We start from the raw sequence: 21442 nt of genomic DNA, 5'->3' as shown, positions 1-21442 counted from the left end.
CAAATCTTTCCATCTACACTCCAATGAATAAGAGTTTGAGACTATTCCAGAAGGTCAATATTTGGGGAGAAAAAAACTCCTCTAAAAGTAGACTTTTTTCCATCGGCATCTTAGCGGTTAATCTTCCCCTACTCGGTTCGACACTTTATTTAATCTTACATCCCCAATTTCCCTTGGGAAAAGAAATTTTTGCCGTTGTTTTTTTAAGTACAATTGCTGGATTTATTTTATTAAATCATAAAATAAGCCAAGTTGAACAGTCTATTATTAAGGCAACAACAGCTTTAAATTCCTATTGTGAAACAGGAGAGATTTTAAACTGTAATTCTAGTCGTTATTATGAACTTGAAAACTTGTTTAAAGCTATTGAATATAACCTTCAAAAAAGTGAGCAGAGAATTGTAGATCTTGAAACTATAATTGGCTCTCGACAAGAAGAATTTTTTCAAATTATTCTGGAACAAGAAACCGCAGAAAGTCATCTCCGTCAATGTTTGGGTATCGCATCCCGTCATCATTTACCTTTATGTATTGCCTTAGTAAAGATTGAAGGGATTGATTTACTTGAAAATTCAGATCCTTTAACCCCTCAACCCCCGGAAGCAACGGCTCTAATTCATAAATTTCAACAGCTTTTACGAGAAAGTGATTGGGCTGTTCATTGGGGAGATCAGGAATTTTTATTAGCGATCTTTTCAGAATTACCCGGAACCAAACTAGCACTCAGTCGCATTTTAAATCATTTGTTAACCGACCCAGAAACACTTCCCAGCACTCCGCCTCAATGTTCGATGTATATTGGATTTACAGCAGTCCAACCTAATGAACATTATCGCGCCTGTATTGAACGCACAAATCAAGCCTTACAAAAAGCCAAAACCACAGGAGAACATTGTGTTTATGTGTGAGGAATGTTGCGGGTTGACTGTTAATAGAAGACTTATCATCTCTATTGATTCGGTCTTCCTTTATAATTTAAATAGTGAACCAGTGATTAATTCCAAATCCAACTGCACGATTATAGAATAAAAGTTCAGAGGCTATTTTTAAAGCGGATTTTTGACCTATATTGGTTTCAAAAACTGACGAAAAAACAGCATCAATTTCATTATTTTGGCAAAAGTTCTTGAGTTTTTTAGGAGAACCGACAATAGCAGGCTTAATGACAAAAATATCTAGCCATCCTTGTTGATAGCAAGAGTTTAATTGTTGTAAATTAGCAACGGATTCATCTAAGGCGAGGAGGGTACTATAGCGATCGCATAATTCTAACATTAAATCTAATTGATCAATCGATAAGGGTTGTTCTAAAAATTCAATTTCAATTAACCCTTGATTCGCATTCATTAAATCACAATGTTCTAACCATTTTTGTGCTTGTTCAAAGGTTAAACCCCCATTGGCATCTAACCTGAGATGGATTTTTTGAGCTTGAGAGTGGCTTAAAGTTGTTGTTATACTATGAATTAACTTTTGGAAAATATTGATTTCTTCAGTTATATCATCAATGCCTATTTTCCATTTAAAAGTTTTAGCGCCTTGCTGAAATAGAGTTTTCCAAGTTGTTAATACGGTTTCTCCGGCGGGTAATAATTCGCTATAGTGAAGTTTATTAATATCAAGAAAGGTGTTAGGATTTAACTCTGTGAATGCCGATTCAAAACCGAACTGACAAGCGGGTAAATAATCGGGAATGGTAAAAATTGTTTCAATAGAAATGCAACTCGGAAGTTGTTGACAAAATGTGAGCGCATCTTCCATTGTTTCCGACCCAAACCAACTTAACGGCGCAATTTCTCCCCATCCAATATTACCCTGCTTATCCGTTAAATTTAAAATAATGCCTTCTCGCATTTTCCACATTCCGTGAGCCGTTTTTAGAGGGATTTTAAACGGACGTTGATAGGGTTGAAATTGAAATTGATAGTTCATTTCGATAAAAATTTAATAATGGCATTGATCCACGCTTGAGAATTTTCGATTAAAATATTATGACCACAATGGGGGACAATTTGCAACTGGGAAAGGGGAGATAATATGTTCATTTCTTGATTAATCCGTTTAAATTTATGATCAGATTCTCCAACTAACAGCAATAAAGGAATTTTATTCTGTGGTAATTTTTCCCAGAGTGAAGGTTGATTTCCTGTTCCTAAATAACGCAGAGATTTTGATAATTCCAGGGGATTATTGTTTAAGCGTTGGGTAAAAACTTGTTTAAATTTAGGATGATTTTTTAAGCTTTTAAACAAAGGTTGATCATACCACTGTTCTAAAAAGCTTGGGAAATCTAAGGTTTGCAGTTGTTCGACTTTTTGAAGATCACACATAAACCGTTGTAATCGCTCTGATTCGGTTTTCAGTCCTGGAGATGTGGATTCTAATATGACTTTTTGAAAATATTCAGGAAAATGCAGCGTTAAATATAATCCCAATCTTCCCCCCATAGAATATCCCATTAAATAACATTGGAAAATCTTCAGATGGTTTAACACTTCTATTAACGCCGTTGCTGTTTGTGGCATTGTATAATAACTATCCTCTCCTAAAACTTGGGTTTTGCCATGTCCTGGGAGGTCAATCGTTAAACAGCAAAACTGGGAGAAAAGAGGAAAAATTCGAGCGTTAAAATCCTGACTATTTCCCAAAAATCCATGTAAAAATAAAATAACAGGTTGATTAATATCACCGTTTAGGGTATAATAAAATTGATAATTTTTTAACCTTATAAACGGCATAGGATTTTAAAAGAATTCTATCAGGGGATTAATCAAGCATCCAATGTAAGACGGGAACAGAAGCCGCACAAAAGGCCATAAATCCAAATAACCCTAAGAGCATTCCAAAAAATAAAAATTCTTCGCCTTTTTGTTTAGCGAGTTTAACAATAAAATAGCTATAACCATAACAGGCGATAAAAAAAATAACGATAAATGCGGTGAAATAATACTGCATTGTGGTTTCGCTCAATTTAGATTCAGCCACACTTAAGTAGCTTTACTGATTATTGTACTAAACTTTGGTTAAAAAGGCAAGTTAATCGTTTTTCTTGCCTCCTCTCAAAATTTTTTAAGATTTAGAAACAAAATCAATATTACAACCGCTTTAATAAGACTCCAGTTTGCCAATAATAAGCTTCTTGTTTAACCGCTAAAACTTGGAAAAAGGGTTTCCATTTTGCTTGAAAATAATCTAAATCATAGAAAACCAGTGAGCGGGTATCTCGTCCCAAGGTAAACATCCCAAAATCTTGATTAATATATTCAAAATAATTTTGAATGCAAGCTTGTTTCTGTTCTTCGGGCCAGATATTATTATTAGAAAGCCATTGTTCTGGAGAGTCCTTAATTTTGTCAAAAATAAAGCGTTCTTGAATTGTAATAAAAGCCAGTCCTCCGGGTTTTAAAATGCGTCGGAGTTCCAATAACCAAGCATCCGCTAAATCATCAATATGGGTAAAGACAGAACCTGCATAAATTAAATCAAAATAGCGATCTTCAAAGGGTAAATGGGGCATAGTTGTCCCGACAAAAAAATGAAACGGGGGACTCATATTTTGTTGACACCAAGCAATACAATCAGCATTAATATCTGTTCCCCAGATTTCACAAATCTCGGATAAATCTGCTAACTGCCGAAGAATACGTCCCGATGCACATCCAAAATCTAAAATTCGGCTTCCTGTTTTGAGAAAATATCCACAGTCTCGCAATACACTTAACATCACCTGAACTTGAGTTTTTCCAGAGTTAAGATAATATTCCTCATTTTCTACAAAAACTAACATAATTTCTTGAGGAGGAATCGGAAATTGCCATTTTCCTGTTTGGGGATTTTTACCCAAAGAAAGGGATTTAGGCAACACATAAGAGGGAGCTTGTCCCGATTTTGGATAATACTTTAACCAGTCAATAGGTTCTAGTGGGTGTGATGATGGGTTGGAAGAATTAATCGCTGGAATTTCGAGAAGTTCATTTAATTTTTCTTGTGCTGAACTATCATTGGGTTGCAGTTTTAACACGGTTTCAAAACAAGTAATTGCATCTTTTTTCTGTTCTAAATTAAGATAAGCTAAACCTAAGTTATAATAACAAGAAGCTTCCGTTGAATTCAATTCTAAAGCTTGTTGATAAGTTTGAATTGCCTCTTGCCATCGTTGTAATTGAATTAACCCATCTCCTAAATTTTTATAAGACCAAAAGAAATCGGATTTAATTTGATTGGCTGTGGTATAAACATTAACCGCTTCTTGCCATCGTTTTAACTGAGATAAAGCATCTCCTAAATTAATATAAGACCAAAAGAAATTCGGATCAATAGAAATTGCTTGTTGACATACGGGAATTGCTTCTTCCCATCGCTCTAATTGAATTAATGCTTTACTTAAGCCAATATATGACCAAAAAAAGTCCGGTTTCAATTCCAGGGAACGGCGATAAATAGGAATAACTTCTTCCCATCTTTCTAATGTCGTTAATAGTTCTCCTAATTTTTGATAAACTCCCCAATAGTTCGGATCTAATTCCCTCGCTTTTTGATAAATAGGAACGGCTTTTTCCCATTGTTGAGTCTGGGCTAAACATTCTCCTAAACTATTATAAACCCAAAAGCAATTTGGGTCTATTTGACAGGCTTTTTCATAGACAGGAATGGCTTCTTGCCAGCGTTGTAATTTAATGAAGGCTTCTCCTAAATTATTATAAGCCCAAAATTCATTCGGATTTAATTCAATAACTTTTTGGTAAGCGGTAACGGCTTGTTCAAATTGTTCAAGTTTGAGGGAATAGTAGCCAATTCTTTGATAAGCCAAGAGAAATTGAGGATCAACATTAATCAGTTGTTGATAACAGGCGATCGCTTCGGGGAATTGTCCACTTTCTTGATATTGAATTGCCTGTTGATATAATTCACTGATAAGGGAAGCATAGGGATTGGTGGATTGGGAAATTATTATAGTATCTTCTGGATTAGATGGGTTCATTGTCTTGGGTGTAAATTGTTGAAATGGGTTACTTTTATCTATTCTATCAGTGAATTGCTGTATTTTCTGAATTAGGTAAAAGTCAAAATAAAAATCTTGATTTTACTTTTTATCTTGAGATTATCTCCCTCCAATATTAATATTTTGTACCCGCACGGGAACACAAGCATGAGTCATTTGAGCAATTTGTAAGGGTTCGCCTTTTCCACACATATTAGTACCACATTGTTGCCATTCTGAAGCAGGGCCAATCGCATCGACTTGATTCCAAAAATCTGTGGTCATGGCGTGGTAAGTGACATCTTTTAACATTCCGATAATTTTGCCATTTTTAATCTGCCAAAACCCATCCCCACCAAATTGAAAATTGCGCCGTTGTTGATCAATAGAAAAACTTCCAATTCCATCAATTAAAATCCCCTCTTTGGTATCAGCAATCATCGCGGATAATGTAGCGGTATGGCTTCCTTTTTCTGGCCCTGGTTCTAATCCTAAATTAGGAATTCTCACCATAGGTAAACTTGACCAACTATCGGCAAAAGCACAACCATTGCTACTCGGTCGTCCTAAACGATAAGCAGTTTCTCGATCTGTTAAATAATCGACTAAAATACCGTCTTTCACCACATACCATTCTTGAGAAGGAACCCCCTCATCATCATAGCCAATGGTGCTGCGTCCAGCAGGTTGAGTGCGATCGCATTTAAAGTTAATCCAAGGTGCTCCATATTGTAAAGTTCCTAATTGATCGGTTGTCGCAAAACTGGTTCCCGCAAAATTAGATTCATAGCCATAAACTCGGTCTAATTCTGTGGGGTGACCAACGGATTCATGAATGGTTAAATAAAGATTAGTTGGCTTTAAAATTAATGTGGTTTGAATCCCTGACGGCCCTTTAGGAGCATAAACTTTTTCAATGGCTTCCTCGGCGACCCGTTCAATTTGACTGAATAAATCGGTTTGATCAATATGTTCATAACCTAAATTTAAAGGAGGACGTTCATAACTACGACTTTGAGCATCTCCATTCGCTACCGCCGTACAGCGATATCCACTATAACTGCGATAAATTGTTTGTTCAATCAATGATCCTTCTGTAGAGGCAAATAGTTTGTTTTCTTGGTTAAATTGCAGATGGGAACTGGCTTTTCTAATTCCCTGTTCTTCATACTCAAGTAAGCGGTCATTTATCGTTAATAATAAGTTAGCTTTTTCTGTAATCGAAATAGAAAAAGGATCAATTTTAATCGGTGTAATATAACTATCTTGATAAGCTTGTCCCGGAACTAAACGCACAGGTTTTTGTTGACATAAACGACTTCCTTTCGCAATTTCAACGGCTAAATTAATCACTCGGATCAATTCTTCTGGAGTTTGACGATAACTCGCAGCAAATCCCCAAGATCCATTCAGAAGAACTCGAACTCCAAAACCGGATTTCTGATGATCTGTCAGGTGACTTAAGGAGCGATCATTAGCATGGAGGGTTTGATTTCGATAGGTACAAAAACGAATATCTCCATATTCACATCCCGCTTGCTGAATCAAATCAATCGCCAGGGTGGCTAAATCGCAGGCTAGGGGTTGTGTAGGTGTTTTTACCATATTTGATGAATTAGATAGGGGAGGTTATTGTAAGGCTTTTTGAAGCCCATTTTAGGGCGTCTGAGCAGATTTTTGGGTAGGAGATTTAGAAACGGAGGAAGGCGTTAATTTAGGCTGGGGTGAAGCCGGTTTAGAAGGTTTTGATTTAATCGTAACAATTTTATCTTTTTTCATTTGCTCTAAGACAACCTCACTAATAATATTAGCTCCATGAGAGGTAAAATGAACCCCATCATTGATTTTAACAGATCGGCGTTTACCTGATTTATCGGCAACAAGGGCGGCATATTTTCCTCCTGATGCAAAGGTTCCCCAGGTTGAAATATATTCGATTTTGGGGTAAGCTTGGCTGACAGTTCCATAGATTTTATTCAACATACTAAAGATCCGATTATAACGAGGTCGTCTTGACATAGGTTGACCTACCCAATAAACTTTTCTCACCGAAGAGGTGGAGAGTAATTTAGCATAGCGTTCAACTCGTTCTTGATAAGTTTTCTCCCATCCGGGTGTAAATAAGGGGTAATAACGTCCATTTTTGTCGATAATGTCTTGACCATCATTGCCCCCAAATAAAATAACAATTACATCGGGTTTATAACTTTTGAGCAAGGTTGTTGTGCGATTATACCAATTATAATAATCGATTCGATTCAGCCCACTAGAAACTTTATAATCTAATTTGGTATTACTAATTTTATAGGTTTTGCGAAGATTATATTGAAGCTTGACTCCTAAATCAAACATAATCGAATCACCCACAAATAAAAAGCGAGTATAGGGTTTTTCCACTGGAGGTTTAGGTTTGGGAGGAAGAGAAATGGGTTTTTTAGCGGCAGAGGAAATCGGCGTTTTGGTTGGTTGAGGATTTGGAGAAGTTAAGGGTTTGGGTTGAGGAGAAAGAGCAACGCTGTTCAAGCTTGCGGCTTCAGTTGGGGGAGAAAGTTGATCTAAATTAACGTCTTTAATGTGGTTCCAAAATGCTTGTTCAGTTTTGCGAAATCCCTCTAATTTTAACTGTTGTGCGGCTTGTTTAAGGGGAGGTTGTAGAAAAGAACTGGATGCAATACTTTTGAGAAATAAGGAAAAATTAGAAAAAATTAAGGTTAAACTGACTAAACAAACCAGGAGTAAGAATTCTCGATCTTTCATGGGAGATTAAAAATTAAAATAGATAAAGGGAGGAACGCTATTAGGGCCGAGCATAAGAATAGAATACACAAATCCAGAAGTTAATACAATCCTAAAGAAGATATTTTTTAAAGAAAATAAGCGAATTAAAGCTGAGGTGATTGCTTCACCATAAAAATTAATTAAAACTAAAATAACAAAAATAACCAGATAAAGCTGCCAAACATTAAATTGAACCATCTGAACCTCTGAACTCCAAATCCCTTGGATAAAATTTAAGGCGGTTTCCAGATTAGGAGATTGGAAGAAAATCCAACTCAAGGTGACAAACCCAAAGGTTAACCCCCAATTTAACAAATGAATTATTGAGGATATTATTGCAGAAGGTTGAAGAGTCAAACGGGGAGTTATTTGTTCTTTAAAGTAATGATTAACGCCTAATCCTAAGCCATGTAATCCTCCCCAAATTATAAAGTTTAACCCCGCCCCATGCCAAAATCCTCCGAGGAGCATTGTTAAGAATAAATTGAGATATTTTCGTTGTTTTCCATGTCGATTTCCCCCCAAAGGAATATAGAGGTAATCTCTCAACCATTCTGATAAACTAATATGCCATCGATGCCAAAATTCTTGTAAACTAAAGGAACGATAGGGACAGTTAAAATTTTGAATCGGACAAAACCCAAATACACTAGAAATTGCATTTGATAAATCGGAATAACCACTAAAATCGACATAAATTAAACAGGAATAGGATATTGCTGCTAAGATTAAATCCCAGCGAGAATAGGAACCAGGGTCAGAAAAAGGAAGTTGAGTAAAGTTAAACAGAAAACTGGATAAGGTATATTTTTTAAAGAGTCCTGATAGAATTAATACAATTACTTCCTCTATTTTATAATCATATTTTTGAGAAGAATTAAGCTGTTTATAAAAATCCTGGGCTCGCGCAATAGGCCCGGAGGCAATTTGCGGAAAATAACTAATATAAATTGCATAATCAATCCACCGGGGAAAAGCCAGGGTTTGACGATAGCAATCAACGAGGTGAGAAATTATTCTAAACGTATAGAAAGAAACCCCAACAGGAACTAAAATTTCTAAGGGTTGAAAGCTAGAAGCCAGGGGTAAAAAATAGAATATTTCTAAGAAAGTATCAACAAAAAAATTATAATACTTGAAGGTTCCTAAATACAAGATATTAAAAACTATTCCTAATATTAACCAAGATTTAGCTGTCGGGGAGCGAGATTTTAACCCTAAAAGTATGCCATAATTAATTCCAATACTGATTAACAGCAAAATTAAGAAATTCAGTCCCCAAAAGGAGTAAAAAATTAAGTTTGCTAGTAATAAAAAAACTTTATATAAACTAACTTGTTTTTTTAAAGAAATTCCTAAACTAAAAATAATGATAAAAAAGATTAAAAATGAATAAGTTGGAAATAACATGGAGAAATTAGGATACTAGATCAAGATCAATCTTATAATGTAAAAGATATCCGAGATATAATTTATATATTAAACATAAATTAATCATATATTTTTAGTTTATATTAACTTATATTATAATTTCAACTACAAAGAGTAATAGTGCTATAATGTATCTACATTACTTTTCAGTAGGGGAGGAATGGCAAATGGTTAATGGAATTGCATTATGCAAAGAAAAAAAACGACTTGATGAGAGTGCTATTGATGCTAAAAATATACAGTATCTTCTCCAAGCCTATCTTAATCCTAATTCCTTGGATGATGAGATTCAAGAATTTTTTAGGGAGGTTGCTGCACTCAAAGGCAAAAGTGTACAAGATACATTAAAAGAAATGGAACAAGGTACACAAAAATACCTTGAAGCTATTGATATGGAAATATCATTTAAAAATGATATTCCGACCGATATAGAAAAATATGTAGATAAAATCACAAAATTATCACAAGGGATAGAATCTTGTTGGGATTTATTTTCTGAAGAAAGCCATGATTTTTTTATAAAATTGGCTTATGATTTTTCTTGTCAACACAGTATTAACTTGCAAGGATGGAGAGGTTTACAAGTTAAACTAAAACTACTTTTACCTTCTCTCAAAAGGGGAAAAAATTTATTTAAAGACTATCAAAATTCTTTTTTACTGATTCCTCAAGCTGTTGATCGAGCCGTTGAACTGAGAAAATCTAAATCAACATCACAGTTATGGTCTACAGCCCAAACTTTATTAAAACAAGCTAAACTAACTCCTGTAAAACAACCCAAGTTATCATCTTTTTTAAAGCATTTAGGACAAACTCCAGAGGAACAAATTAAGAACAATCAAGCTGCGATGAATTGGGCTAAAGAAAGATTACAAGCCATTCAAACTAAATGGGATGGGGATTTATCTTGATATGATTGTGATTTTAGATTCAGGTGTACTGGATTTATTGGTTAGTCCTATTAAAGAAAGTTCAAAATTAGAGGATAGTATAACTTATCAATGTGGAGAATGGTTTTATTCTCTTCTTGCGAAAGGAGTTTATGTTGTAACATCAGATATTTCTGATTATGAGGTGAGAAGGAAACTGATTCACATTAAAAGTGAAAGTCTAGTAGAGTTAGATCGCTTAAGAAATGATGGAATTATTGATTTTTTACCCCTGACTCCAGAGGTCATGCAAAAAGCTGCTCAATGTTGGGCTGAAGTTCGAGAAAAAAATATTCCTACAGCAGATGTTAAGAATATTGATGGAGATATGATGATCCTTGCTCAATGGAGTATTTTGTGTGAAGAGTACCCAGGACAAAGGGTTTTTATTGCAACTACTAATGTTAAGCATTTAAAAATATTAGCTCAAGATAATGCTCAAGAATGGATGAATATTAAGATTTAAAAACTCAGACATCCCCATCATTACTTTCTCCAAATAAAGAGAGTTGTTGAGTTGGAGGAGTTGGAATAACCTCAAGAACTTTTTGGAGTGTATAGTTTGATGTCACTTCGCCTTGATAGTCATACGTTGTTATAACTTCAATAATAGCTTTTATAGCATCACCTGGAGCAATTATGATTTTTTTATGTCTAAAGTCTTCTAACCATTCTAAATCATTAATTTTTACCTTAATAGTTTTTTTAGCATATCGAAATTCCCATTTTGATTCTCCTAAATAATCTGGTTTTTTCACTTTTAGAATCATTTCTAATTCATTCCTTATACAGTCTCCAATTAATAATTTTTCTTGCTCATTTGGAGATAAATTAAAGTTCTGATTCATAGATACCTGAGATTTACCAGCAATATAATAGAGTTTTTCGGATTCTTGAAGCTCAGAAGAAGCTCGCTGGAATAGATCTATACTTGACAGTAAATCTTTATTATTGGGAGGTGTATAAATTCCAAATTGATTAGTTTCAGTAATTGTAGCTAAACTTCTTAGTCGTTCTTGCAATTCCAATAATTCAGTAGAGCTTTTAATAGTATTTCGAGTATCAAGGAATTCAATAATTATTGACTTGGCTTGAATTAAGTAAGCTATAATCCCTCTTTCGTTAATTTCTGGAAATTTTTTATTATCTAAAAAATTCTGTAACCATATAATAATTGAACCTTGTTCTATATTTTTTAAGATTAAATTAACTTCAATATCAATATCTAAAGATTTAATTAAATATTTATCAGTTACTCTGGAAAATTCTATTAATTTCAAAAAAGTATTAAAAATTCTTTCAGGATTTTGTGTATTAGTAACAAATTCAATTTTAAACCCAAAATCAGCACTATTATTGCTGTGATTGTAATAATTAACCACTTTTTTAATTTTTATAAATTTTTTGACTGTTTTTTAGATTATCATATATTATTTACAATGAAAATATCTAATCATAGATATTATAGATTAAACGTTAATGACATAAGCTTTTGAAATGTATATTTTAATTTATAAATTTTACCTTTAACCGTAATAACACGGAGTTATTAAATGCCTTATTATCGAATAAGGTGGGCATAGCCCACCCTACGATTATTTCAACCCATCAACTAACTGCATTTTTGCACTCTCCAACGCTGCTTTTAACTGCGTTGCATCCCGTCCGCCTGCTTGCGCTAAATTCGGACGACCGCCACCGCCACCGCCGCAAATTTTGGCAATACCGCCGATGAATTTACCCGCTTGTAAGCCTTTATTATTAACAGCTTTACTGAAGGCTGCAACAAAATTAACCTTACCATCGGTTGTTGCTGAACCTAACACAACGGCACTTTCTCCTAACTTTTGTTGTAGCCTTTCTGCGGCAGTTTTTAACGATTCTGCATCCGCATCATTTAGTTCTGCTACAATTAATTTAAACTCACCAATGGTTTCAGCAGACGTTAATAATTGTTCGGATTTTGCGATCGCTAATTCTGCTTTAACTCCTTCTAATTGTTTCTGAGTGGTTTTTAACTCCTGTTGTAAATTGGTAATGCGATCAGGTAATTCTTCGGGTTTGGCTTTAAAGCGATCGCCTAAATCTTTAACCACCGTATCCCGAACTTTCAAATACTCTAAAACCGCTTGTCCGGCTACGGCTTCAATGCGTCGAATTCCTGATGCAATTCCCGTTTCAGAAATAATCTTAAATAACCCAATTTCGGCGGTATTGCTAACATGAGTTCCCCCACATAATTCCATCGAAACTCCAGAATAATCGACCACCCGCACGACATCGGAATATTTCTCGCCAAACATAGCAGTAGCGCCTTTTGCTTTGGCTTCTTCTAATGCCATTTCTGCAATTACGGCGGGATGTGCTTCCGTGATCCAACTATTGACTTGATCTTCAACTTGTTGCAGTTCTTCAGACGTTAACCCACGAGGACAATTAAAATCAAACCGTAACCGTTCAAAATCCACTAAAGAACCCGCTTGAGAAATGGAAGGATCTACTATTGATTTTAACGCTGATTGTAACAAATGGGTTGCGGTATGATTAGCTTGGGCACGACGACGACAAGCGCGATCAATTTGGGCATTTAATGTCATTCCGGGGGTCACTCTTCCCCGTTCAATTCGCCCAAAATGGATGAAAATATTGGATTCTTTTTTAACATCATGAACCCGAATTACGGTATCGCCATAACTTAAATAACCGCGATCGCCAATTTGTCCTCCAGACTCAGCATAGAAGGGAGTTTTATTCAAAATTACTTGAATTTCTGTTCCCGCTTCTGCTTCCTCAACGGGTTTTCCATTCACTAAAACTGCTTCAACTTTAGCGTCAGAAGTAAATAAGGTATAACCTAAAAATTCCGTTGAGTGAATATGTTCTGCTAATTGGTCTAAACTGCCTTGAACGGTTAAATCAATGGTTTCATGGGCATCTTGAGAACGGCGGCGCTGTTCTTCCATTGCCGTTTCAAACCCTTGAATATCCACCGTTAACTTATTTTCTTCGGCAATTTCTTGAGTTAATTCTAAGGGAAAACCATAGGTGTCATATAACACAAAAGCATCTTGACCGGAAATTTGATCCTTAGCTTTATCAATAATTTCCGCTAACAGTTTTTCACCCCGTTCTAAGGTTTCCAAGAACCGGGTTTCTTCTCTTTGTAATTCCCCCTTAATTGCACTTTCCCGTTGACGCACATTGGGATAGGCTGTTTCCGATAATTGAATAGCAGTTTCAGCCACTTGGGTTGTAAATTCCCCACTAATTCCAATTAACCGACCATGACGAACAACCCGACGAATTAAGCGCCTTAAAATATAACCCCGTCCAATATTAGAAGCGGTAACGCCATCAGCAATTAAATGTACAACCGCCCGAATATGATCCCCAATGACTTTTAAGGAAACTTTCGTTTTATCATCAGATTTGTGATAATCTATTTTAGCAATTTCCGCCGCCGTTTTAATAATCGGAAAAATCAGATCCGTTTCGTAATTATTGGGAACTTGCTGCAAAATTTGCGCCATCCGTTCTAACCCCATTCCCGTATCAATATTTTGATTTTGTAAGGGGGTTAAATTGCCATCATTATCTCGGTTATACTGCATGAAAACCAAGTTATAAAACTCAATAAACCGAGTATCATCCTCTAAATCTATATTGTCTTCGCCGCGTTCGGGATGAAAATCATAATAAATCTCCGAACAGGGGCCACAGGGCCCAGTGGGGCCAGATTTCCAAAAGTTATCCGCTTCTCCCATGCGTTTAATCCGTTGGGGAGCCACCCCAATTTTATCGCGCCAAATGGCAAAAGCTTCATCATCTTCCTCGAACACACTCACCACTAAACGGTCTGGAGGTAACTCAAACACTTTTGTTGAAATTTCCCATCCCCATGCGATCGCTTGTTGTTTAAAATAATCTCCAAAGCTAAAATTACCCAACATTTCAAAAAATGTATGGTGTCTAGCTGTTCTACCGACATTTTCAATATCATTAGTACGGATACATTTTTGGGACGTGGTGGCGCGGGGAAATTCGGGTTGCCGCTGTCCCAGAAATATCGGTTTAAAGGGTAGCATCCCGGCAATGGTTAACAAAACCGTCGGGTCTTCAGGAACTAAAGACGCACTCGGCAGAATTTTATGCCCTCTTTCGGCATAAAAGTTAAGAAATTTTTGACGAATTTCGCTGCCAGTGGAAAATTTAGGGGAAAAAGTCATAACACTCACTTTAAAAAAACCAGACCAACCTTTCAGAATAAATGAAAGATCAAATTTTACATCGGATAATTCCTATTTTAATTGTTAGCCTGTCTGCAATGGGCGGCGCGGTCGGAGGAATTTTATTTCGTCAAACGGTCATTGTTGAACGGTTTCCCACCCTTTTGCCTCGGTTGCCCTTTGCCAATGCCTTACCGCCGCTCGAAATTATTGCTGACAACGAAGTCCGTCCCTTACCGGGAAAACTGGATGAGGTGTTAATGTTTAATAGCAATAGTCCAGAATGGATTAAACAGGAAGGAATTTTACTCTCAACCTTTCCGGGGGGATGGCGTGGTGATCCTGAAGCTCATTTAGAATATCGTTTAACGGGAGAATTTGAGGTATTTGCTCATCATTTTACCCACACTCCTCCTGATTTAAAAACCTTGTATTTGGGGTTAATCGTTCATAATCCTGATGCTGAACCTGTTACAGTGGAAGTGTTGACAGCCGCGAGTTATTTATTGGAGCCAGATGCTCCTTTTAAAGAAAAGCCTGCCATCAGTGATAATACCAAAGGTGAGATTTATTCCGGGCCAGGAATTCGGGCTGTTGATGATGTTTTAAGGGAAAAGCGCCAATCTGAATTTCCTGAAACCTTAGAACTTGGCCCTGGTGAAAGTCAAATGTTAATGAATTTACCCATCCCAGTTAAGGGGTTAGACCGTCCGGTAAATGGGCGCTCTACGTTTATGCGCTTGAAAGTCCGGGGCCAAACCGATGATTCTGCCCCGGCTTCCATTTATATGGCTAGTTTAGCCCTATTTGCGAAGATGCACCCTGATGGCAAGGAACGTGCCCCTACTTTAGAAGAATGGCAACAGTTACTTGATAATGGCACTTTAGCACAACCCCGCGATCAAATACCTACTCCTCCAGAACAAACGGGAGGTCAGTTAATTTATAGTCGGGTAGCGGGAGTTCAGGAAGGGGCAAAATGGGACGCAGATATCGTAGATGAGGGTAAAGATTTTCTAACTATTCCTGATAGAGGAAAGGGAATTTCTTTCCCCATTAGTACAGTGCGGGCGGGAACTTTAGGAACAAAACAAGTGCAAGCTGCACCGTTAATTGTACGTTATCCTGATACGGCTTATGAATCTCATGGCAATTATGGCGTACATTATGATTTACATTTACCCTTATTAAATGCAACGGATGAAACTCAAAGGGTAACGATTACTTTAGAAACCCCTTTTAAAGAAGAAAACTTATCCAAAAATGGATTAATTTTTCGACAACCTCCTTTGAATTTTCCGTTTTTTCGAGGAACAATTCGGTTAAGATATGAAGATGAACAAGAAAAAACTGTGATCAAATATCTGCATTTATGGCATCGTCGGGGGCAAATTGTTGACCCGTTAGTTAAATTAAAATTAAACCCCCAATCTTCTCGTTTTGTTAGAGTTGATTTTCGTTATCCTCCTGATGCGACACCTCCCCAAGTTTTAACGATTAAAACCTTAGATTAATCATCTCCTAGGACAAAAGAGGTCAAAAGAAGCCCAAAAATTTCGAGGTGGAAGATTGTTGTTAAAATAGTCTAATAATCCTTGATAATAAGAAAGATAAGCACCAATACAGGGATCTCAAGCGATGATTACAGGCGAATTAAAATCTAAAGTTGATAAATTGTGGACAACGTTTTGGAATAACGGCATTAGTAACCCCTTGTCGGTGATTGAACAAATATCCTATTTACTGTTTATTAAACGCCTAGATGATTTACAATTAGCCCAAGAAAAGAAGATCAAACGCTTAGGGGGGACATTACAAAATCCTACCTTTACCCCAGAAAATAATCATTGTCGTTGGTCTGTATTTAAAAATCAAAACCCTGCTGAGATGTTAGTTACGGTTAGGGATTATGCTTTTCCTTTTATCAAAACCATCGGTAAGGAAGGGGGGACTTACGCTCAACACATGAAGGATGCTGTATTTTTAATTGCTAACCCTGCTTTATTAGCCAATGTAGTTGAACAAATTGACCAAATTCTTGAATTACTCAATCAACAAGCTAGTCAATCTCAAGATAAAACCTATATCGATTTACAGGGAGATCTTTATGAATATATGTTATCAAAACTCACCACCGCCGGAACAAATGGACAGTTTCGCACCCCTCGCCATATTATTAAAATGATTGTAGAATTAATGAATCCTTCTCCCCATGAAATAATCTGTGATCCCGCTTGTGGGACGGGGGGCTTTTTGGTGGCGGTGGCAGAATATTTGCGTCAACAAAAGGATAGTGAAGGTAATAATATTTTGCATAATCCTGTTAATCAGAAGCACTTTAATCAGGAGATGTTTCACGGTTTTGACTTTGATGCGACCATGTTACGAATTGGCAGTATGAATATGATGTTACATGGCATTGAAGACCCGAAAATTGAAGCGAGGGATTCCTTAGCAGAGGAGCATTCAGCAGTATCGGAAGCTTTTACTTTAATCTTAGCAAATCCTCCGTTTAAGGGATCGTTAGAAGCGAATACTATTGCTAAGGATTTAACCAAAATTATTAACACAAAAAAAACCGAATTATTGTTTGCGGCGTTATTTTTGCGGTTATTAAAAAAAGGCGGGAGAGGGGCAGTAATTGTGCCGGATGGGGTGTTATTTGGTTCGTCTAATGCCCATAAAACCCTGCGTCAAACCCTGGTAGAAGACCATAAGTTAGATGGGGTGATTTCCATGCCTTCGGGGGTTTTTAAGCCTTATGCTGGAGTTTCTACGGCGGTGCTGATGTTTACTAAAACGGGGGTAGGGGGTACGGATGCAGTTTGGTTTTATGATATGGAAGCGGATGGTTTATCGTTGGATGATAAGCGTCAACCTGTGGAAGAAAATGATATTCCTGATATTATTGCTAAGTGGCGCGATCGCAATCTAAACAAAGATATTGACCGCAGCAGTAAGGCTTTCTTTGTGGCGAAGGAGGAAATTGTTAAAAATGGTTATGATTTATCGATCAATCGTTATAAGGAGGTAGAATATGGGGAAGTTAGTTATGAGTCTCCGGCGGTGATTTTAGGTCAGTTAAAGTTAATTGAAGGAGAGATTATGGCGGATTTGCAGGTGTTAGAGGAAATGTTAGGTTATGTCAGTGACCAATACAGTGCATCCTAATTTTATCCATTTTTGCTATAATGTCTAAAATAGTCAATCTTTTGAGATCATGAAAAGCTATACCCTGACGCAAACCAGAAATCAACATGGTGAAGTCTTTAATCAAGCAAAAGTTGAGCCTGTGTTAATCACCGAGCAAAAACGTCCCAGCTATGTCATTCTTTCCGCAGAGTCTTATCAAAAACTAATTGATAAACTGGAAGAATTGGAAGATTTACATTGGGGGAAACAAGCACAAACTGCCCTAACTCAATCTTCAATGGTGGGAAGTGAGGAATTTAGCGCAACTTTAGAAAGATTTGCCAATGGCTAAACTTGATAATTAAATTAACTGAATTTAAAAATAAAGGTTATCAGGCATTGGTTAAAGATTCAAAAATTCTTAATTCTATAGGTGGGAATATTATGGAAGTTGTAGTAGTAAACAGTAAAGAGGATATTTTTGAGCAATTACGCAAGCATCAAAAAACCATAGAAGGTTATGGGGTAAGGCGATGCGGGTTATTTGGTTCGTTTCGGCGAGGGGAAGCTACAGAAAACAGTGATATTGATTTGTTGGTGGAGTTTAAGCCGGAGTTGAAAACTTTTATGAATTTTATGGATTTATGCTTTTTCTTTGATGATTTATTTGGGCGGAAGGTAGAGGTTTTAACTCCTGAGTCTTTGAGTCCATATTTTCGGGATAGAATTTTAGGGGAGGTAGAATATGTTTCATTCTCCTGATGATTATTTAGATCATATTCTCTGTAGGGGTAATCATTTTTTTTATGAATATTAGGCAGTTAATTAACGCGGAATTGGATCATTTATCAACTCAGGAATTACAGGAATTGTATGAGTTGTTAAGAAGTCGTAGTCAGAGACAAAACAATCACGATGATGAGTTAGGTGATTTATTGAAAAGATGTAAAGTCAGTACAGGTATTCAGGATCTTGCTGAACAACATGATCACTATATTCACGGTACTCCTAAACGGGAAATTGAGTAAATGAAACAGGTTTTTGTTGATACTTCTACTCTTAACTTAATTAAAGGAGATTAAATTATGAATGATTTATTAATAAAACGTATTACTATAGATCCTAATATCTGTCATGGTAAGCCTTGTATTCGAGGTTTAAGGTATCCTGTGGAATTTATTTTAGAGTTACTCAGTTCAGGAATGACTACAGAGGAAATTTTAATAGATTATGAGGATTTGGAATTAGATGATATTTTAGCTTCGTTATCTTTTGCTACAGAATAATTATTTAATTGTTTTTACTTCTTAATATTATTATTTTTTTAAAGGAGATGTCAGGATGGAATGGAAAGCTGTAAAATGTCAAGATGTTATAGATATTAGAGATGGAACTCATGATACCCCAAAGTATGTAAGTGTTGGTTATCCATTAATTACATCAAAAAATCTCAAAAATGGTTTAATTGATTTTTCAGAAGTTTCATATATTTCTGCTGAAGATCATATTGCAATTAATAAGCGTTCAAAAGTTGATAAAGGAGATATTTTATTGGCAATGATAGGAACTATTGGCAATCCTGTTATTGTTGATGTTGATCAAGAATTTTCTATAAAAAATGTTGCACTTTTCAAGCTTCAAAATAGTCCTGTTGATCCAAGATTTCTTAAATACCTTCTTGAATCTTCAATTGTCAAAAAGCAATTAGAAAGAGAGACAAAAGGAGGAACACAAAAATTTGTTTCTTTAAAGGTGTTAAGGAACTTAGAAATCCCCTTACCCCCGATCGCATCTCAACGTAGAATAGCGGATATATTGGATAAAGCAGACGAAATCATCAGGAAAAGGAAAGAAGCGATCGCCCTTACCGAACAACTGCAAAAATCCATCTTTCTCGATATGTTCGGCGATCCTATTACTAATCCTAAAGGTTGGGAGGTTAGAAAATTAGGAAATATATGTACTATTGTTAGAGGTGGCTCTCCTCGACCTATTAATGATTATCTTGGCGGTACTATTCCTTGGATTAAAATTGGTGATGCTACAGAAGGAGACGATATTTATATTCATAAAACGGCTGAGATGATTAAAGAAGAAGGTATTAAAAAGAGCCGATATTTAGAACCTAATACTCTAATTTTTGCAAATTGTGGTGTTAGTTTGGGTTTTGCTAGAATATTAAAAATAGGTGGCTGCATTCATGATGGTTGGTTAGCTTTCTATTACTTAAACCCTTGTATTAATCAAATATTTTTACTTAAATCTTTAAATCAAATTACTCAATATTTTCGCTCAATAGCCCCTGATGGAACACAACCAAACTTAAATACTGCCATAATGAAAAATTTTAATATTCCAGTGCCACCTATTGATTTGCAAGAAAAATTTGAAAACATTATTGAACACATTTTAAAAAACAAAATCAAATTAAAACAATCACTTGAAGAATCAGAAAACTTATTTAACTCCTTATTGCAAAAAGCATTCAAAGGGGAATTATAGATGAATAAAACCCAAACAAAAACTATCTGTCAATTGGATTGAGTATTTATGTTGAGTCAAAAAGTTGAACTAACCCAAAATATAAATCCTATAATCTCACTTTTTGAGTTTAAATCTGTTATAATTATGCTAATTTCAATCTAGTCTTTTATCTTTAGTTTAACATGATGCAAATTGAACTTAAACAAATCCAAGAAAATCCGGCAATTTTGGAAGAATTAACTTTAGAAAATAGTAGTGTAATCATTACCCAAAATAATCAACCCCTTTATCAATTAACCAAAATTACTCAACCCAAACGCCGTCATCGGGGTAGTGCTAAAGGCTTGATTAAAATGAGTCCCGATTTTGATCAACCTTTACCCGAATTTGAGGAGTATATGTAATGAAATATTTACTCGATACTCATACCTTTCTTTGGTTCGTAAATGATAGTGAAGAAATCTCTGAAGCTTTATTTAATCTACTTGAATCTGATGTTGATTTACTATTAAGTATTGCTAGTCTTTGGGAAATTGCAATTAAAGTTAATATTGGTAAATTGAGTTTGCCAAAACAATATGCTGAGTTTATGACTGAACAAATCCGGGTTAATGACATCGAAATAGTACCTGTTTCTTTAGAAAATCTTAACCATCTTTCTACTCTACCTTTACATCATAAAGATCCTTTTGATCGTCTAATTATTGCTCAAGGTTTAACTGAAAACTTAACTATTATTAGTAAAGATTCTGCTTTTAATTTTTACGAAATAAAAATAATTTGGATTTAATTAAAAAAACAAACTAAAATAATGAAAAAATAAACCCTAATGAAATAATTACAATACGACAAAATCAATGCTAAATCCGATTGATGCGATTAAATTTCGGATGGAACAACTCTGATGTTATACTATTTATATCTGAAACGCCATCTCGATAGGAACAGTTTAAATTTTAGTTGTGCTTCAGTTGCTCCTAGTGGCTAGTGGCCCATAATTTATGTTATACTATTTATAGCCAAACAATTATTAATAGTAAAATGTCCACAACTATTTCTTTAACTATTAATTTACCTCAAGAACTGGTCAATGCTTCAGAAGAACTAATCAAAGCGGGTAAAGTCAAAAATTTTGATGAATTTATCGCTACTGCGGTACAAAATGAACTGCTTAAAAATAATCTTTCTGAAGATTCTTTATCCGATGAAGATCCGATTTTTGGTTTAGGTAAAAATCCCGTTAACGCTGGGATAATTGATGCTTCTAATAACTTAGACGAAACTACTATCAAATTTTAAAAACATGAAAGATATCATTATTAAAATATCGGAGAATATGACTAATTTAAAGATAGAAAAAATTAAGAAAAAAGCTAGTGATAACCTAAGTAGATTAATGAATCAAGCTAGTGAAGAGGCTCAAGCCAATGGGTTAACCCCTGAAATATTAGAGAAAATATTAAGCGAGGATGAATAACATT

General features: G+C 35.5%; 23 protein-coding genes. 14 read left to right on the top strand and 9 right to left on the bottom strand.

The features are described from left to right. Positions 1-23 precede the first annotated feature (23 nt). Positions 24-908: a diguanylate cyclase domain-containing protein gene (locus tag IQ236_RS00675; protein WP_193867499.1), complete on the top strand. Its 885-nt coding sequence runs from the start codon at positions 24-26 to the stop codon at positions 906-908. Positions 909-975: 67 nt separating this feature from the next. On the opposite strand, the gene IQ236_RS00670 is transcribed toward IQ236_RS00675, so the two are convergent. From IQ236_RS00670 to IQ236_RS00640, 7 genes are all read right to left on the bottom strand, one after another. After that, complete coding sequence (locus IQ236_RS00670) at positions 976-1932, bottom strand: o-succinylbenzoate synthase (RefSeq protein WP_193867498.1); 957 nt, start codon at positions 1930-1932, stop codon at positions 976-978. Then, positions 1929-2738 carry a 2-succinyl-6-hydroxy-2,4-cyclohexadiene-1-carboxylate synthase gene (gene menH, locus IQ236_RS00665; RefSeq protein ID WP_193867497.1) on the bottom strand — a complete coding sequence of 270 codons (810 nt, stop codon included), beginning with the start codon at positions 2736-2738 and terminating at the stop codon, positions 1929-1931. Before menH ends, IQ236_RS00670 begins: the two co-directional genes overlap by 4 nt. A 28-nt stretch (positions 2739-2766) precedes the next feature. Then, positions 2767-2955, bottom strand: coding sequence for a hypothetical protein (locus IQ236_RS00660; protein WP_190520203.1), 189 nt, complete (start codon positions 2953-2955; stop codon positions 2767-2769). Between the two features lie 139 nt (positions 2956-3094). Then, entirely contained in the window at positions 3095-4981 is a 1887-nt protein-coding gene (locus tag IQ236_RS00655) for a class I SAM-dependent methyltransferase (RefSeq protein WP_193867496.1), read from the bottom strand. Between the two features lie 120 nt (positions 4982-5101). Further along, positions 5102-6586, bottom strand: a complete 1485-nt coding sequence (locus tag IQ236_RS00650) for a TldD/PmbA family protein (RefSeq protein WP_193867495.1) — start codon at positions 6584-6586, stop codon at positions 5102-5104. Between the two features lie 51 nt (positions 6587-6637). Beyond that, the gene (locus IQ236_RS00645; RefSeq protein ID WP_193867494.1) at positions 6638-7738 is read right to left on the bottom strand and encodes an SGNH/GDSL hydrolase family protein; all 1101 of its coding nucleotides are present in this window, start codon (positions 7736-7738) and stop codon (positions 6638-6640) included. A gap of 6 nt (positions 7739-7744) precedes the next feature. Then, positions 7745-9169 carry an MBOAT family O-acyltransferase gene (locus IQ236_RS00640; RefSeq protein WP_193867493.1) on the bottom strand — a complete coding sequence of 475 codons (1425 nt, stop codon included), beginning with the start codon at positions 9167-9169 and terminating at the stop codon, positions 7745-7747. 188 nt (positions 9170-9357) lie between these two features. Here IQ236_RS00640 and IQ236_RS00635 point away from each other — a divergent pair, with 188 nt between their 5' ends. Continuing rightward, positions 9358-10101 carry a hypothetical protein gene (locus IQ236_RS00635; protein WP_193867492.1) on the top strand — a complete coding sequence of 248 codons (744 nt, stop codon included), beginning with the start codon at positions 9358-9360 and terminating at the stop codon, positions 10099-10101. A gap of 1 nt (position 10102) precedes the next feature. Then, on the top strand, positions 10103-10585 hold the full coding sequence (locus tag IQ236_RS00630) for a PIN domain-containing protein (RefSeq protein WP_193867491.1): 483 nt from the start codon (positions 10103-10105) through the stop codon (positions 10583-10585). Between the two features lie 4 nt (positions 10586-10589). Here the strand turns inward: IQ236_RS00630 and IQ236_RS00625 are convergent, their stop codons facing one another. Together IQ236_RS00625 and alaS are read right to left on the bottom strand one after the other, a co-directional pair. Then, on the bottom strand, positions 10590-11501 hold the full coding sequence (locus tag IQ236_RS00625; protein WP_193867490.1) for a hypothetical protein: 912 nt from the start codon (positions 11499-11501) through the stop codon (positions 10590-10592). Between the two features lie 213 nt (positions 11502-11714). Continuing rightward, positions 11715-14345, bottom strand: coding sequence for an alanine--tRNA ligase (gene alaS / locus IQ236_RS00620; RefSeq protein ID WP_193867489.1), 2631 nt, complete (start codon positions 14343-14345; stop codon positions 11715-11717). A gap of 41 nt (positions 14346-14386) precedes the next feature. Between alaS and IQ236_RS00615 the strand changes: the two genes are divergently transcribed. The 11 genes from IQ236_RS00615 to IQ236_RS00565 all read left to right on the top strand — a co-directional run bounded on the left by IQ236_RS00615 (position 14387) and on the right by IQ236_RS00565 (position 21438). Further along, a complete protein-coding gene (locus IQ236_RS00615; RefSeq protein ID WP_193867488.1) occupies positions 14387-15859 on the top strand; it encodes a DUF3370 domain-containing protein in 1473 nt (490 codons plus the stop codon). A 124-nt stretch (positions 15860-15983) separates the two neighbouring features. Then, the gene (locus IQ236_RS00610) at positions 15984-17516 is read left to right on the top strand and encodes a type I restriction-modification system subunit M (RefSeq protein WP_193867487.1); all 1533 of its coding nucleotides are present in this window, start codon (positions 15984-15986) and stop codon (positions 17514-17516) included. Positions 17517-17565: 49 nt separating this feature from the next. After that, positions 17566-17829, top strand: coding sequence for a type II toxin-antitoxin system Phd/YefM family antitoxin (locus tag IQ236_RS00605; protein ID WP_193867486.1), 264 nt, complete (start codon positions 17566-17568; stop codon positions 17827-17829). Between the two features lie 2 nt (positions 17830-17831). Next, positions 17832-18239 carry a nucleotidyltransferase family protein gene (locus IQ236_RS00600; RefSeq protein ID WP_228041352.1) on the top strand — a complete coding sequence of 136 codons (408 nt, stop codon included), beginning with the start codon at positions 17832-17834 and terminating at the stop codon, positions 18237-18239. A 44-nt stretch (positions 18240-18283) separates the two neighbouring features. After that, the gene (locus IQ236_RS00595; RefSeq protein WP_193867485.1) at positions 18284-18505 is read left to right on the top strand and encodes a hypothetical protein; all 222 of its coding nucleotides are present in this window, start codon (positions 18284-18286) and stop codon (positions 18503-18505) included. Positions 18506-18562: 57 nt separating this feature from the next. After that, the gene (locus IQ236_RS00590; RefSeq protein ID WP_026785927.1) at positions 18563-18763 is read left to right on the top strand and encodes a DUF433 domain-containing protein; all 201 of its coding nucleotides are present in this window, start codon (positions 18563-18565) and stop codon (positions 18761-18763) included. 55 nt (positions 18764-18818) lie between these two features. Beyond that, entirely contained in the window at positions 18819-19979 is a 1161-nt protein-coding gene (locus IQ236_RS00585) for a restriction endonuclease subunit S (RefSeq protein WP_193867484.1), read from the top strand. Positions 19980-20143: 164 nt separating this feature from the next. Continuing rightward, entirely contained in the window at positions 20144-20365 is a 222-nt protein-coding gene (locus IQ236_RS00580) for a DUF2281 domain-containing protein (RefSeq protein WP_228041351.1), read from the top strand. Continuing rightward, positions 20365-20751 carry a type II toxin-antitoxin system VapC family toxin gene (locus IQ236_RS00575; protein WP_193867483.1) on the top strand — a complete coding sequence of 129 codons (387 nt, stop codon included), beginning with the start codon at positions 20365-20367 and terminating at the stop codon, positions 20749-20751. The genes IQ236_RS00580 and IQ236_RS00575 overlap by 1 nt, the downstream gene beginning before the upstream one ends. Before the next feature lie 251 nt (positions 20752-21002). Further along, positions 21003-21260, top strand: a complete 258-nt coding sequence (locus tag IQ236_RS00570; RefSeq protein ID WP_193867482.1) for a ribbon-helix-helix domain-containing protein — start codon at positions 21003-21005, stop codon at positions 21258-21260. A 4-nt stretch (positions 21261-21264) separates the two neighbouring features. Further along, on the top strand, positions 21265-21438 hold the full coding sequence (locus tag IQ236_RS00565; RefSeq protein ID WP_193867481.1) for a hypothetical protein: 174 nt from the start codon (positions 21265-21267) through the stop codon (positions 21436-21438). Positions 21439-21442 lie beyond the last annotated feature (4 nt).

Source organism: Planktothrix mougeotii LEGE 06226, assembly GCF_015207485.1.
Classification (GTDB): Bacteria; Cyanobacteriota; Cyanobacteriia; order Cyanobacteriales; family Microcoleaceae; genus Planktothrix.
This window is presented reverse-complemented; position numbering and strand designations above follow the sequence as displayed.

What these genes read in the sequence shown, in the direction of transcription:
- IQ236_RS00675 (WP_193867499.1), top strand. Translation starts at nt 24, where the DNA reads ATGAATAAGAGTTTGAGACTATTCCAGAAGGTCAATATTTGGGGAGAA.
- IQ236_RS00670 (WP_193867498.1), bottom strand. Translation starts at nt 1,932, where the DNA reads ATGAACTATCAATTTCAATTTCAACCCTATCAACGTCCGTTTAAAATC.
- menH (WP_193867497.1), bottom strand. Translation starts at nt 2,738, where the DNA reads ATGCCGTTTATAAGGTTAAAAAATTATCAATTTTATTATACCCTAAAC.
- IQ236_RS00660 (WP_190520203.1), bottom strand. Translation starts at nt 2,955, where the DNA reads ATGCAGTATTATTTCACCGCATTTATCGTTATTTTTTTTATCGCCTGT.
- IQ236_RS00655 (WP_193867496.1), bottom strand. Translation starts at nt 4,981, where the DNA reads ATGAACCCATCTAATCCAGAAGATACTATAATAATTTCCCAATCCACC.
- IQ236_RS00650 (WP_193867495.1), bottom strand. Translation starts at nt 6,586, where the DNA reads ATGGTAAAAACACCTACACAACCCCTAGCCTGCGATTTAGCCACCCTG.
- IQ236_RS00645 (WP_193867494.1), bottom strand. Translation starts at nt 7,738, where the DNA reads ATGAAAGATCGAGAATTCTTACTCCTGGTTTGTTTAGTCAGTTTAACC.
- IQ236_RS00640 (WP_193867493.1), bottom strand. Translation starts at nt 9,169, where the DNA reads ATGTTATTTCCAACTTATTCATTTTTAATCTTTTTTATCATTATTTTT.
- IQ236_RS00635 (WP_193867492.1), top strand. Translation starts at nt 9,358, where the DNA reads ATGGTTAATGGAATTGCATTATGCAAAGAAAAAAAACGACTTGATGAG.
- IQ236_RS00630 (WP_193867491.1), top strand. Translation starts at nt 10,103, where the DNA reads ATGATTGTGATTTTAGATTCAGGTGTACTGGATTTATTGGTTAGTCCT.
- alaS (WP_193867489.1), bottom strand. Translation starts at nt 14,345, where the DNA reads ATGACTTTTTCCCCTAAATTTTCCACTGGCAGCGAAATTCGTCAAAAA.
- IQ236_RS00615 (WP_193867488.1), top strand. Translation starts at nt 14,387, where the DNA reads ATGAAAGATCAAATTTTACATCGGATAATTCCTATTTTAATTGTTAGC.
- IQ236_RS00610 (WP_193867487.1), top strand. Translation starts at nt 15,984, where the DNA reads ATGATTACAGGCGAATTAAAATCTAAAGTTGATAAATTGTGGACAACG.
- IQ236_RS00605 (WP_193867486.1), top strand. Translation starts at nt 17,566, where the DNA reads ATGAAAAGCTATACCCTGACGCAAACCAGAAATCAACATGGTGAAGTC.
- IQ236_RS00595 (WP_193867485.1), top strand. Translation starts at nt 18,284, where the DNA reads ATGAATATTAGGCAGTTAATTAACGCGGAATTGGATCATTTATCAACT.
- IQ236_RS00590 (WP_026785927.1), top strand. Translation starts at nt 18,563, where the DNA reads ATGAATGATTTATTAATAAAACGTATTACTATAGATCCTAATATCTGT.
- IQ236_RS00585 (WP_193867484.1), top strand. Translation starts at nt 18,819, where the DNA reads ATGGAATGGAAAGCTGTAAAATGTCAAGATGTTATAGATATTAGAGAT.
- IQ236_RS00580 (WP_228041351.1), top strand. Translation starts at nt 20,144, where the DNA reads ATGATGCAAATTGAACTTAAACAAATCCAAGAAAATCCGGCAATTTTG.
- IQ236_RS00575 (WP_193867483.1), top strand. Translation starts at nt 20,365, where the DNA reads ATGAAATATTTACTCGATACTCATACCTTTCTTTGGTTCGTAAATGAT.
- IQ236_RS00570 (WP_193867482.1), top strand. Translation starts at nt 21,003, where the DNA reads ATGTCCACAACTATTTCTTTAACTATTAATTTACCTCAAGAACTGGTC.
- IQ236_RS00565 (WP_193867481.1), top strand. Translation starts at nt 21,265, where the DNA reads ATGAAAGATATCATTATTAAAATATCGGAGAATATGACTAATTTAAAG.